This window comes from Streptomyces sp. NPDC014891, assembly GCF_043081085.1.
In the GTDB taxonomy this organism is placed as follows: Bacteria; Actinomycetota; Actinomycetes; order Streptomycetales; family Streptomycetaceae; genus Streptomyces.
Genome location: NZ_JBIBWF010000002.1, coordinates 194,973 through 206,621, shown reverse-complemented (window position 1 = coordinate 206,621; position 11,649 = coordinate 194,973). Strand labels below are relative to the sequence as shown.

The following is an 11,649-nucleotide window of genomic DNA, read 5'->3' as shown; positions in this document are numbered from 1 at the left end:
CACCGGTCCGCCATGTAGGCTGTTGCCTCTTCCACGGGTGCGTAGCTCAGGGGTAGAGCGCTGCTCTTACAAAGCAGATGTCGGCGGTTCGAAACCGTCCGCGCCCACCAGCAGGTTGAACGACGAAGGCCCAGGTCACCGGTACTGCACCGGGAACCTGGGCCTTGTCCGTTGCCCGGCCGGGAAGGCGGGGGAGGGGCGCCGTGCCAGCACAACCGTTCGCCCCGTGGCGGCAGCGCGGTAAGACGTTCACAGTTGATGGGTCACAACCACGACGTGACCACGGTGAGTCCGCAGTGCCCAGGTCAGGACGATGCCTCCGCGGGGACGTTCAGGCTCCTGGATTGAAGGGGCCCGTGGGCGGGTGTCGACCGGTGAGGTGTGGAGATGGGGAGTCCCATCCCGTCCGCCATCGATCCAGGCAGAGCCGAGCAGACACGGCACCCGGCGTGCAGGTGGTGCGTCCAACTGGACGAACGCCCTACGTCCGGCGCGGCGCCTGCTCCACGGTGTGAGGGTCGACGGCAGACGGCATGGGATCCGGGGCACTGGGGTTGGTGGGCGCTGATTCGGCACCCATGAAAGCCGACTTGGAAAACGTCGTAGGCGTGCCGGAGCCTCACGACTTCAGATCAGGCCCCTCCTGCCCCGCCGCGGCACAGTTTGACGCGGCGCCCGTCCGACTTGCTGCGCGGCCCTCGCCTCTGCTGGCCCTCCACTTGCGGTGACCTCGGCCGCACGGACTGGCACTGATGTCCAACAGGCCGGGGCCGTACGGCAGTATCGGGCAGATCAGCCCGAAGACGAACCGCTCTCAGGCATACACTTCTGCACGCGGGCCAGCCTCTCTCAGCAAACTCAGCGCGAGTAGACAGAAGATGATCAAGAGGTAGTCGCAGGCAACCACTTTCTGGCGAAACTGCAACCCCTGACGAAGGACGCCATGCTGCATTTTGATGCCAACCTCGGCAAAGATCCACACGTTCTCCTTACTTACTTCCGCAACGAATTCTCCACCACGGCAACCCGTCTAGGTCTCGAATACAAAAGTTCGCAATATAAGACGCACGCCGCAGAGTTCAATAAATCGGCTGCCAAGATCATAGGTAATGCCAAGCAAATGATCGACGCCGCCGCGCGCAGTCAGGACTGGGCAGGTACGGAACGGCTGTCGGCGCTACTCATGGCCCACTACACCGGCTGCGTCGCCATGATTGAAGGCCGAAACGCAATATGGCCGTATGAGTACATGGCCTTTTCGCGCCGGATGGGCGAGCTTTGGCAGGGATTCTGTCAGCTGGCCTTCGATCACCCGCTGAGAAAACTGAAGCTGATCGCTCCACCCGTATTTCAGGACGTCAGGAGAGAACTACAGGGAGAGCTTGCAGAGTATGTATCTTCGCTCGACCTTGCCGCTGCCGAAAAAAGCCAGCTTCACGGTTTCTATGACAAGGTGTGGCTGCTCGTAGACTCCGGCCAGATAAAGCTGGAACTTGACCTCCACTTCGAACAAGACGGCCAGAATGTAGTGGTAGACTTCAAGAGTGGATTCGGCTCGAACGAGAAAGGGAATACCAATCGACTCTTGTTGGTAGCGACAATCTATAAAACACTGGTTGAAGAATATCGATGCCTTCTACTGGTGCGATCTCCCGAGGATCAGAATAATCACTACTTCAGATCGCTTCGAGATTCCAAGGTTTGGGAGGCCTACTCGGGGCCTGGAGCCTATGAAAAGATCGGGGAATTCACCGGATTCGATCTGCGGACGTGGATCGATTCTCATGTTGACTGGCTGGAACACCTCAACCAAGACACCGCAAATTTGATCCGAGAATCAGGGATGAAGGGATATGTAGAGTGGTGACGCAGGAAAAGAAGCGATTTCAGGAGTACTATACGACCTCTTCTCCAATCATGGAATACATGAGTCGCATGCTGTCGCCCAAGCCTGGAGATCGAATTCTAGAGCCTTCGGCCGGCCAGGGTGCCCTCATTGATTCGACCATCAAGTCTGAGCCACGTGCGTCTATTGACGCGTACGAACTCAACGAGGAATCGGTACTCCACCTCGAAGAGAAGTACGCCCACAACGACGAGGTCAGTGTGATTCATGCGAACACGCTGCTTCAGCGCTCCTTTGGCGAGGAAGAGAAGGGTTCTGAGGTATACGATAAAATCATCGGGAATCCGCCGTATGGTGCTTGGTTGGATTACAGCGAACGGTCCAACCTGAAAACCCTCTTCCCCGGCATGTACGTGAATGAGACGTATGGCCTATTCTTGGCCAAGTGCGTCGAATTGCTCAAGCCGGGTGGGCGACTTGTGTTCATTATCCCCGAGACTTTTCTAACTCTGCATCGGCATCAGAATCTGCGTCGTTTCGTCCTGGAAACCTGCACAATCCAAGAGATCTCGATCTTCCCGTCCGCCTACTTTCCGGGAGTGAATTTCGGGTACGCCAAACTGTGCATCATCACCTTGGAGAAGGCGGGAATCCTGGACGGTCTTTCGGATCATGAAGTGTCCATCCGGTATGATTTTTCAGATGCTCGTGAACTACTCGAGGGTGTTACGTTTTCAGGCACCAGAGTTCTGCGCAAGCAAAGGGATATCTACGCGTCGGCTGATCATGCCCTGCATCTCCATAGCATCCCGGGGGTCGTAGAGCTTATTGGATCGGCAACATCAAGGCTGGGTGACCTCGCTGACTGTGTCACCGGTTTCTATTCCGGAAATGATCTCCGGTTCCTTCGTCATAACTGCCCTGGCGCTCGAAGCGCCAAGCGCTACGAACAAATCAATGAAGAGTCAGTGAATTTCTCGCCATCCAGCGAAGAGAAAATGCTTGGGATCGCTGGGCCTCGGCACTATGTCCCGATTCGCAAAGGTGGATCCGCGGAGTACGTGACTGTGGATAAGTGGTACATGGACTGGTCGCCTGACGCTGTTCATCACTATAAGACCGACAAAAAATCGCGCTACCAGAATTCTCAGTACTACTTTCGTAGCGGGATCGGCGTGCCGATGGTTTCCTCGACCCGGATCAAAGCCGCACTCATTCAAGAGGAGCTGTTCGACCAATCAATCGTCGGAGTCTTCCCGAGGGATCCGAGGCTGATTCCGTACCTGCTGGCCTTCTTGAATTCGGCAACTGGAAACACTCTCGTCAGGACGATCAACCCGACGGTGAACAATTCTGCAAACTACTTGAAGAAGGTTCCAGTGATTATCCCGGAGGATTCTGTGCTGGAGAGAATCGATGGGCTTGTATCTCGCGTAATCGAAGAACTTTCGACGGCTCCCTCGTTGACGCTTCTCAGTTCCGTTCGGCCTGAAGTCGATTCCATCTTCAGGGACATCTACGGGTTCTGAGTGCTGCTGGTCGGATAATGCCTTCATCTGAAAGGGCCAGAAGAATCTCTCGACTCGCTACCGTTCATCTGGGACCGTCCAGCAGAAGGAGTGGCTTCGGGAGGGGAAGCAGACGAAGGGGTTCGTGGGTGCACTCCTTGATGCCGTCCCCCGCTGGGTAGCCGATCAGGCAGGCCGGCGGCCGCCCTTGAAGGACCTGAGCCCGCGGACGGCTTCTGAGCAGCCGATCCATGGGGCGTACGGCTTCACGACGCCCGGCACGGTACGGCGGATCTGGCCGTTCCCCAGGATCTCCATCACGACGCGGGGCAGGACGCCGGCAGCGGTGAGGAGCGTCGCCGTGCCGTGGCGGGCGGCACGAAGGGCGGCGTTCTGCGTCGCTGCTCGTCAAGCGTGGATTCCGGCAGGCGGTGGCCCGTTCAGCCTCGTAGGTGTGGCCAGCCGTCGGGGTTGGAGTAGCTCTCGGCGCAGTACCGAGTGGACCGTTTCCATTCCGTGCCGGTGGCCAGTTCGTACGCCCTGTCCGGTACGGAGAGCAGCCATTCACCGTCGTACTCGGTGGAGGTGTACGGGGCGTACGCGTCGACGTCGGAGAAGACGCTCTCCCAGACGGTTCGGCCCGCGGCCACGACGGCGCAGCGGGTGTACAGGAACACGTCCGACGACTGAGGGAACGGGCTGCCGTCCCGGTCAGTCATGTCGGCCACGGGGAGGGTGCCGAACTTCTCCTGGTCCAGGCGGTAGAGGGCCTCGGCGTGCCGTTCGGCGAAGCCGATGATCTCGGGCACGGGACGGTTGCTCAGCTCTTCGATGAGGCGTCCGCAGCTCTCTTGGGTCGCTTCGCCGTCCAGGATGGCTATCAGCGTCCAGAAGTCGTCCCATGTCATTCTCATCGGCTCAGGATGTCAGGCCGGTCTGACATCGACGCCAGTGCACGACCGGCCTGAGTCGTCGGCCCCTCGGCGACCGTGAATCGGCGGGCAGGAGGGCGTCCACCGCGCCGACGGCGCGGACGCCTGGTTCCGTGCAGCGGCATCATGCATCTCATGACATCCGCAAGCGGGTCAGCGCCGATCGAAACCACTCACGTCACCGCCACCGTCGAGGGCACTGGGCTCCGCTTCAGTTGGGCAACCGATGCCCGGATCACGGTGCGGAACCTCGGGTCCGAGGTCGTCATCGAGGCGAACGCCGCCGGCCTCAGGACGCTTGCCGGACATCTTCTCGTGCTGGCCGGCGAAGGAGTTCCCGACGGGGCGCATCTGCACCTCGAAGACAGCAACGGGCTTGAGGACGGGTCCTTCGGCCTCGTTCTGGAGCGTGGCGAAGAGGAGTGACCGGCCCTCGTGACCGCCGCCGGAGTCGGTGAGCGGGGTTCCGCGTGCCCGGAGGACTGTCCAAGGACTCGTGTCATCACCCGCGTCTTCCGTTGCGGTGGCGGGTGATCGCTCGGGTGATCTCGATCGTCGTGATCCACAGGGCCGCCAGGACGAACGGGGTCGCCAGCCAGATCGCCAGCCAGGTCCACCCGCTCACGGTCGTGTCCTTGCGGTCGTGGCGTGGGTCGGCCGCGTTCCTGGGGGGCTCGGTGTGGCGCGGGGCGCTGGGCGTCCGTTGCCCGCGGGACGTTCCGCGGGATCGCGTGCGGGGTCGGGGTGGGGCATCGGTCTCGTCCTTCGCAGTCCTGGGCGTCGGCACCCGCGCGATCTCGACCTCGGCAGGGTAGGCCCTGTCTCGTGCCGCACGGTCCTGGCAGCATGCTCCGGCTCCGGGTACCCGTTCCTCCACTCGATCCGCTCCCTGCCCCCCATTCGGACCACGCGCCGTGGGTGCGGCGGGAATTGACGGGGACCTGGTGGGGCCGGTGTACTCGACGCATGGCTGAGGTGGGGGACGCGCCCGAACCCGGGGTGCAGGGTGGCGAGATGACGCCACAGCGGTACATCGAGACGCGGCTCTCGCAGTACCAGGACTGGTACGACGCCAAGGCGACTCGGATGAAGGCGATGCATCTGCGGATGCGGACCGTGTCCGTCGTCGGCGGGGCGCTCGTGCCCGTGTTCGTGAACCTCGATCTGACCTTCGCCCGCGTCACCGCCACCGTGCTGAGCGTCGTGGTCGTCGCCGCCGTGTCGCTGGAGAGCGTCTACCGGTACCGCGAGCAGTGGAAGAACTACCGGTCCACCGAGCAACTCCTGGGCCACGAGCGGGTCTACTTCGAGACCAGGGTCGGGCCGTACCACGACCTGCCGAAGCGGGAGGCCTTCGCGACGCTCGTCGCCCGGGTCGAGAAGGCCATCGCCGGCGAGAACTCCGCGACTCTCAATGTCATGACCCTCGGCGGGCAGGTCACCGCCGACGTCCAGCCGCGCGCGGTTCCCGCCGCGCGGGAGCCTGCGGCCGGGGTGAAGTAGGGCGGCCGCGTACGCGTGCGGCCCCGGGGTCCGTGCCCCGGGGCCGCCGTTTCTCGTCCTGCGCGGGGCTTTCCCCCCGGTGGTCACCCGGTGATCCGGACGGTCACCCCCCGTGATGTCAGCCCGCGTGGCGGGTCAGCACCACTTGTAGTCGACCCGCGTCGAGTTGTACGAGCAGGTGTCGACCCGCGCGCCGTTCGACTTCTTCAGCGTCGCCGTGTCGCGGTCGTTGTTCCAGACGTACGCGCTGCGGTTCTGGTAGACGTTCGCGGCCGAGTTCGTGCCGCGGCCCGTGCGGACCGTCACGATCTTGCCCTTGCCCAGGACGAAGTTGCCGAACGTGTACTTGTGGTTCGCCGCGTCCGTCAGCGTCCAGCCGCGCAGGTTGACCGCCGCGCTGGTCGTGTTGCGTATCTGCACGTACTCGGCGTTGAGGCTCGTGTTCGAGCGGTGGTCCGTGCCCGGGCTGTCGTAGTAGATCTTGTACAGGTGGACCGAACCGGCGGCCTGTGCCTGCGTGGGCAGCAGCAGGACGCCGGAAGCGGCGGCCGCGGTGACGGCCGCGAACGTGCGTGCGCGAAGCATGAATGTCCCTCAGTTTCTGCCGGGAGCCCGCCGATGGGCCTCGGCGATCACACACGATACGCACGTTCTTCACCTCTTCCGCACAACTTCCCGACAGTTGGCGTTCAAGGCCGCTAATCTTGGCTCATGAGCGACAGGTCCCTTCGGCTCACCGTTCTGGGTTCCGCCACCCCCTTTCCCCGTCCCGGCAACGCCTGTTCGGGGTACCTCGTCGAAGGCGGCGGCGTCCGCGTCTGGGTCGACGCCGGCACCGGCACGCTCGCCGAACTCCAACGGCACACGGACCTCGGCGACATCGACGCCGTGTGGATCTCCCACCTCCACGCCGACCACTCCGCCGACCTGCTCACCTACTTCTACGCCCTGCTCTACGCGGGCCTCGCGCCGCGCCCGCCCGTGCCCCTCCTCGGCCCCGCCGGGATCGCCGACCGGCTCGCCGGCTTTCTCACCAGCGGCCCCGAGCGCAGCCCCGTCGAAAGGGCCTTCCGCGTCCAGGAGTTGTACGACGGGCACGTCGCTCGCATCGGGGGACTGACCCTGACCTCCCGCGTCGTCGAACACGGGCCTCCCGCCTTCGCGTTGCGCGTGGACGACCAGGACGGGGCCTCGCTCGTCTACTCCGGCGACTGCGAGCCCTGTCCCTCGCTCGTCGAACTCGCCCGCGACTGCGACCTGTTCCTGTGCGAGGCCGACGGCGAGGGCCCCGGGCACCATTCCGCCGCCCAGGCCGGTCGCGTCGCGGCCGAGGCCGGGGTCGGGCGGCTCCTCCTGACCCATGTCGGGTCCCGTCCGCATCCGAATGCGCCGTCGCCGGGAGGGGGCGGCGGGCGGGTGGGGGAGCAGGCTGCCGTCATGCGCGCTGTCGACCGGGCCGTCGCCGAGGCCGCGCTGACCTTCGCGGGCGACATCACCCATGCCGATCCGGGGCTGCGCTTCGACGTCCTGCCCGGCGCGCCGGCGTACGCCCTCTCCGGCACCGCTCCCGACGTCCTCTTCGGCTCCCTGCCCGGCTCCCGGACCGGCGCCCCGGCTGAGCCCCGGTCGGGTTCCGACTCAGGCTTCAGGGCGGAGATCTGTCCGGGAGGGTGGTCGGACGTGCGGTGAGCGGACCGCCGCCCCGCCCCTCGTAACCCCCCGGCCCCTCACGCCTCGAAGTCGTACTCCAGCACGTACGACGACGAGTCCAGCGTCATCTCGTTCAGCTCCACCGCCACCCCCGGCCCGGTGAACGCCGTACGTCCGATCAGGACCACCGGCGTTCCGAAGTCCAGTGCCAGCCGGTCCGACTCGTCCGCCGTCGGCATCCGGCAGCGGATCTCCTCGCGGAACCGCACCGGCCGGTGCCCCAGCTCCGCCAGCCGGGCGTAGGTTCCGCCCGGACCGGTGTCCGGTTCCGCGATCGGCGTCCCGCGCACCAGGTCCGCCGACAGGTACGAGACCGACAGCAGCACCGGTCGGGAGTCGAGGACGAACCGGCGGCTGCGCACGCACACCGGTGAACCCGGCGCCAGGTTCAGCGCCCCTGCCACCCGCGCCCCCGCCTCCGTCTCGCCCACCTCGATCTGGTCGACCACCAGGTCCCGGTCCTCCACGTCCGCCGACCAGACCGAGCGCCCGCTGCCCCACTGCTCGCCGGCCAGCCGAGGGATGCCCCGCCGGCGCAGCGGGCGGAAGGCGCGGACGAAGACCCCCGCGCCCTTGCGGGCCTCGGTCAGGCCTTCGGTCCGCAGGACGGAGAGGGCCTGGCGTGCCGTCATCCGGGCCACCGCGTACGTCGTCATGAGGTCGTTCTCACCGGGGAGCCGGTCACCCGGCGCGAAGTCGCCCGACTGGATCGCGGTTCTCAACTCGTCGGCGATGCGCTGGTACTTGGGCCGACGAGCACTGTCCTGGTCAGTCACGGGTGGACCACTCCCTTCATCTGCGGACACCCTACGGCGCACCCCGAGGCCAGGGTGCACACGTGTGCGCCGCCCCGCCCGGTCGATCCATCCATCGGGGGACATCTCTAGAGATACGTTGACAGGGAGGGGGCGGAGGGCTTCTCTGGTTCTCCCCAGCTTCAGGAATCGGGACGGAGGGGTTGCGTGCAACCACTGCCCGAGGTCGGTGACCTCGTCCGTGACACCGCCACCGGGCGGGTCGGTTTCTACGCCGGGAGCGTCTCCGGGCGCTGGCTGATCCGGGCCGTCCACGGCGGCGCCGAGTGGGAGGCCGACCCCGTCGACGTCCAGCCGGCCACCCCGCTGCGCGAGCTGCGCGCCCGTGCCGCCGAGATCAACGCACGGAGCCGGCGCGGACTGTCCTGAGGCCCGGCCGTCTCCCGGCGGCCGGCGCGGCCGCCTCGTGCGGGGCGGTTGTCAGTGGGGCGCGCCACACTGGAGGTATGTGCCGCAGCATCAAGACGCTCCGACCTCCCGCGCTGCCCGAGGAGGCCACCGAGGACGACATCCGCGCAGCCGCCCTGCAGTACGTCCGCAAGGTCTCGGGCTTCCACCACCCGGCGGCCCACAACCGCGAGGTCTTCGACCGGGCCGTGGACGAGATCGCCGAGGCGACCGCGAGACTCCTCGACGACCTGGAGGTCCGCGGTGGGCACTCCGGCGTCAGGAGGCAGGCGCGGGAGCATCAGCCGGACGCCGTATGAGGTAGGCGGCGAGCCCGCCCGCGAGGAAGAGCGCGAGGGTCGACACTCCCGCGCTGAACCACGTCGCGCCCAGCCACTGGCCGCCCAGCCAGCCGAGCCCCACGCTGTACGAGGCCCAGGTCACGCCCGCCAGGGCCGACCACGGCAGGAACTCCTCCACGCGCCGCTTCGCCGCGCCCGCGCCCAGCGAGACCACCGAGCGGCCGGCCGGAGCGAAGCGGGCGAGGACCACGAGCAGTCCGCCGCCCCGGGCCAGTGCGGTGCCGAGACGTTCCTGCGCCATCGACAGACGCCGCGACCGGGCGATCGTCCGGTCGAGCCGGGCCCCGCCCCGCCGTGCCAGCCGGTACGCGAGGAAGTCTCCGACCACCGAGGCCGTGGCCGCGCAGACGAGCAGCAGGAGGACGGAGGGGACGTCGGGGTCGGCGGCGGTGGCCGACGCCGCCGCCGTGGCCGCGGTGATCACCAGGAAGCCGCTCGGCAGCACGGGCAGGAAGACGTCGAGCAGGATCGACGTCGCCACCACCGGGTAGATCCACGGACCGGCGGTGAGCGACCGCAGCGAGCCCAGGCTGTCGAGCAGATTCACAGGGGCAGAGCCTACGCGGGGGCGTGGCCCGCCCGGCCGGTGGGTGCCGGGCGCGGACGGGCCCGCGCGAACGTGTGCGACTTTGCGGGAACGTGGCCGGAGTCGGGTGCAGGTCCCGGGTGAGGGGCGCGGTGAGAAGGGCCGGAACGCGCGTTGCGTGGTCCAGACCTTTGCGGTAGGCGACCCGGCTTCCCCCGTCCCCGTCGAGCCCGTCCCTGTCGAGCCCGTCCCTGTCGAGCCCGGCTCCGCTCGCACCGGGGTGACGGGGCGCCCACCGGGGTGACGGGCGGAGTAGGGCCCCGCCGGCGGTATCCGGGCCGGGACCTGGGTGCCGGATGCTCCCGGGACGGGCAGCGACGTCAGGCCGTGACCGGGGTCGCCTGCTCCTCGCGCTCCTGCTTCGTCCGGCTCGCCGTGGCGCCCGCGCCCACCCGGCCGCGGAACAGGCCGTCGAGGGCCAGGGCGCCCGGTCCGGTGAACACCAGCAGCACGAACGCCCAGGCGAACAGGGCTGCGGTCTCGCCGCCGTTCTGGAGCGGGAAGAGGGACTCCGGCTGGTGCACCTTGAAGTACGCGTACGCCATCGAGCCCGAGGCGAGGAACGCGGCGCTGCGGGTGCCCAGGCCGAGCAGGACCAGGCCGCCCGCGCCGAGCTGGATGACGGCCGCGTACCAGCCGGGCCAGGTTCCGGCCGGGACCGTGCCGCCGCCCATCGCGCCGCCGAGGACGCCGAAGAGCGAGGCGGCGCCGTGGCAGGCGAAGAGGAGGCCGACGACGATGCGGAAGAGGCCCAGCGCGTACGGCTGGGACTGGTCGAGGCGGCCCGCGAGGCCGCTCGGGCCGCCGGGGGCCTTCGCGTACGGCCGGCCGGCCGCGCCGCTCGGGGCGCCGGTGCCGTTCGCGTCGCCCATGCCGTTCGCGCTGCTCTGATCGTGGGGGGCGGCGGGGGTGTTCGGGGTGTTCATGGGGGGACTCCTTCGGCCTGACCCCCCGTGAGGTGGACGGGAGGTGGGGACGGAAACCGATGAGGCCGTAAGGTTAGGCTTCCCTCACTAGTGCTTGCAAGTTCAACATCGAGCCACCGGGACGTGTGTGGTGAGGTTCACTTCCCGGTGGCCCTTGTCGACGTGAAGTCAGCGAGGCTGTCCTCAGCAGCCGTTGAGGACGGACTGGAGGGCGCTCTTCTCGGCGGAGTCGACGCTGAGGTTCCAGTGGTACTTCACGTGCACCCACGCGCGGGCGTACGTGCAGCGGTACGCGGTCCGTGAGGGCATCCACTCGGCGGGGTCCTGGTCGCCCTTCGACTGGTTGACGTTGTCCGTCACGGCTATCAGCTGCGGACGGGTCAGGTCGTTCGCGAAGGACTGGCGCTGCGAGGTCGACCACGCGTTGGCGCCCGAGCGCCATGCCTCGGCGAGCGGGACCATGTGGTCGATGTCCAGGTCGGCGGCGGCGGTCCAGGTGGCACCGTCGTACTCCGAGTACCAACTGCCGCTGGTCGCTGCACAGCTGGAGTCCGTCACGACGTTCACGCCGTCGCGCTTGAGGACGGTCTCGCGGGTGTTGCAGGCGCCGGACTGGGTGATCCAGTGCGGGAAGAGATCCCTGCTGTAGCCGGAGGAGGAACCTTCCGCCTTGACCGTGAGGGACGCCAGGTAGGTGCGGGCGGTGGACGCGCTGACCGGCGTCGGCATGGCGGCCTGGGCGGCCGGGGCCGTGGCGAGCAGACCGGTGACGGTGAGCGCGGCGGAGGTGGCGAGTACGGCGAGTCGACGCGCGTAGACGTTGCCGACGGGCATGGGAACTCCCTTGATGTGGGGGGACCTTGGCGGGTGCCGTCCCCGGGTGTGCCGGGCGGCGGCCCGGTCATCGTGGCGGCGCGAGGTTTCGTCGGGGGGTGCGCCAGGTAACAGCGTGGCGACATGGGCACGTCACATCAAGGGGTGCGACGTGTCTGATGGAGCGCCAGGTTCCGCCCGGCGGTGCGGGGTTGGGGTGGCTTGGCGCGCTCGCGTACGTATGGGGTGGTACGGCACTCG

The 11,649-nt window shown here is 66.9% G+C and carries 14 protein-coding genes and 1 tRNA gene; 8 read left to right on the top strand and 7 right to left on the bottom strand.

The features are described from left to right. Positions 1-35: 35 nt before the first annotated feature. From ACF09E_RS05580 to ACF09E_RS05570, 3 genes are all read left to right on the top strand, one after another. Positions 36-110, top strand: a tRNA-Val gene (locus tag ACF09E_RS05580). Positions 111-943: 833 nt separating this feature from the next. Continuing rightward, a complete protein-coding gene (locus tag ACF09E_RS05575) occupies positions 944-1,867 on the top strand; it encodes a hypothetical protein (RefSeq protein ID WP_392204020.1) in 924 nt (307 codons plus the stop codon). Further along, a complete protein-coding gene (locus ACF09E_RS05570) occupies positions 1,861-3,375 on the top strand; it encodes a class I SAM-dependent DNA methyltransferase (RefSeq protein ID WP_392204019.1) in 1,515 nt (504 codons plus the stop codon). The genes ACF09E_RS05575 and ACF09E_RS05570 overlap by 7 nt, the downstream gene beginning before the upstream one ends. Positions 3,376-3,794: 419 nt before the next feature. Here ACF09E_RS05570 and ACF09E_RS05565 read toward each other — a convergent pair whose 3' ends face one another. After that, the gene (locus ACF09E_RS05565) at positions 3,795-4,268 is read right to left on the bottom strand and encodes a DUF4240 domain-containing protein (RefSeq protein WP_392204018.1); all 474 of its coding nucleotides are present in this window, start codon (positions 4,266-4,268) and stop codon (positions 3,795-3,797) included. A gap of 153 nt (positions 4,269-4,421) precedes the next feature. Between ACF09E_RS05565 and ACF09E_RS05560 the strand changes: the two genes are divergently transcribed. Continuing rightward, positions 4,422-4,712 (top strand): hypothetical protein, encoded by a 291-nt coding sequence (locus tag ACF09E_RS05560; RefSeq protein WP_392204017.1) that lies wholly within the window; start codon positions 4,422-4,424, stop codon positions 4,710-4,712. A 76-nt stretch (positions 4,713-4,788) separates the two neighbouring features. Here the strand turns inward: ACF09E_RS05560 and ACF09E_RS05555 are convergent, their stop codons facing one another. Beyond that, positions 4,789-4,911, bottom strand: coding sequence for a hypothetical protein (locus ACF09E_RS05555; RefSeq protein ID WP_388799256.1), 123 nt, complete (start codon positions 4,909-4,911; stop codon positions 4,789-4,791). A 341-nt stretch (positions 4,912-5,252) separates the two neighbouring features. Between ACF09E_RS05555 and ACF09E_RS05550 the strand changes: the two genes are divergently transcribed. Then, positions 5,253-5,789, top strand: a complete 537-nt coding sequence (locus ACF09E_RS05550; RefSeq protein WP_392204016.1) for a DUF4231 domain-containing protein — start codon at positions 5,253-5,255, stop codon at positions 5,787-5,789. Between the two features lie 135 nt (positions 5,790-5,924). Here ACF09E_RS05550 and ACF09E_RS05545 read toward each other — a convergent pair whose 3' ends face one another. Beyond that, on the bottom strand, positions 5,925-6,374 hold the full coding sequence (locus ACF09E_RS05545; RefSeq protein WP_392204015.1) for a lamin tail domain-containing protein: 450 nt from the start codon (positions 6,372-6,374) through the stop codon (positions 5,925-5,927). A 126-nt stretch (positions 6,375-6,500) separates the two neighbouring features. On the opposite strand from ACF09E_RS05545, the gene ACF09E_RS05540 reads away from it, so the two are divergent. Continuing rightward, positions 6,501-7,478, top strand: coding sequence for an MBL fold metallo-hydrolase (locus ACF09E_RS05540; protein ID WP_392204014.1), 978 nt, complete (start codon positions 6,501-6,503; stop codon positions 7,476-7,478). Positions 7,479-7,516: 38 nt separating this feature from the next. Here ACF09E_RS05540 and ACF09E_RS05535 read toward each other — a convergent pair whose 3' ends face one another. Continuing rightward, positions 7,517-8,275, bottom strand: coding sequence for a GntR family transcriptional regulator (locus ACF09E_RS05535; protein WP_392204013.1), 759 nt, complete (start codon positions 8,273-8,275; stop codon positions 7,517-7,519). Positions 8,276-8,461: 186 nt separating this feature from the next. Between ACF09E_RS05535 and ACF09E_RS05530 the strand changes: the two genes are divergently transcribed. Beyond that, positions 8,462-8,683 carry a hypothetical protein gene (locus tag ACF09E_RS05530; protein WP_392204012.1) on the top strand — a complete coding sequence of 74 codons (222 nt, stop codon included), beginning with the start codon at positions 8,462-8,464 and terminating at the stop codon, positions 8,681-8,683. 77 nt (positions 8,684-8,760) lie between these two features. Further along, positions 8,761-9,021: a DUF2277 domain-containing protein gene (locus tag ACF09E_RS05525; RefSeq protein ID WP_392204011.1), complete on the top strand. Its 261-nt coding sequence runs from the start codon at positions 8,761-8,763 to the stop codon at positions 9,019-9,021. On the opposite strand, the gene ACF09E_RS05520 is transcribed toward ACF09E_RS05525, so the two are convergent. From ACF09E_RS05520 to ACF09E_RS05510, 3 genes are all read right to left on the bottom strand, one after another. Further along, complete coding sequence (locus ACF09E_RS05520; RefSeq protein WP_392204010.1) at positions 8,981-9,610, bottom strand: DedA family protein; 630 nt, start codon at positions 9,608-9,610, stop codon at positions 8,981-8,983. The genes ACF09E_RS05525 and ACF09E_RS05520 overlap by 41 nt on opposite strands. Positions 9,611-9,969: 359 nt before the next feature. Further along, positions 9,970-10,521 (bottom strand): DoxX family protein, encoded by a 552-nt coding sequence (locus tag ACF09E_RS05515; RefSeq protein ID WP_392204425.1) that lies wholly within the window; start codon positions 10,519-10,521, stop codon positions 9,970-9,972. 237 nt (positions 10,522-10,758) lie between these two features. Then, on the bottom strand, positions 10,759-11,409 hold the full coding sequence (locus tag ACF09E_RS05510; RefSeq protein ID WP_392204009.1) for an HNH endonuclease family protein: 651 nt from the start codon (positions 11,407-11,409) through the stop codon (positions 10,759-10,761). Positions 11,410-11,649 lie beyond the last annotated feature (240 nt).

Coding starts and splice junctions, on each gene's coding strand:
- ACF09E_RS05565 (WP_392204018.1), bottom strand. CDS start 4,268: ATGAGAATGACATGGGACGACTTCTGGACGCTGATAGCCATCCTGGAC.
- ACF09E_RS05545 (WP_392204015.1), bottom strand. CDS start 6,374: ATGCTTCGCGCACGCACGTTCGCGGCCGTCACCGCGGCCGCCGCTTCC.
- ACF09E_RS05515 (WP_392204425.1), bottom strand. CDS start 10,521: ATGGGCGACGCGAACGGCACCGGCGCCCCGAGCGGCGCGGCCGGCCGG.
- ACF09E_RS05525 (WP_392204011.1), top strand. CDS start 8,761: ATGTGCCGCAGCATCAAGACGCTCCGACCTCCCGCGCTGCCCGAGGAG.
- ACF09E_RS05510 (WP_392204009.1), bottom strand. CDS start 11,409: ATGCCCGTCGGCAACGTCTACGCGCGTCGACTCGCCGTACTCGCCACC.
- ACF09E_RS05550 (WP_392204016.1), top strand. CDS start 5,253: ATGGCTGAGGTGGGGGACGCGCCCGAACCCGGGGTGCAGGGTGGCGAG.
- ACF09E_RS05575 (WP_392204020.1), top strand. CDS start 944: ATGCTGCATTTTGATGCCAACCTCGGCAAAGATCCACACGTTCTCCTT.
- ACF09E_RS05540 (WP_392204014.1), top strand. CDS start 6,501: ATGAGCGACAGGTCCCTTCGGCTCACCGTTCTGGGTTCCGCCACCCCC.
- ACF09E_RS05560 (WP_392204017.1), top strand. CDS start 4,422: ATGACATCCGCAAGCGGGTCAGCGCCGATCGAAACCACTCACGTCACC.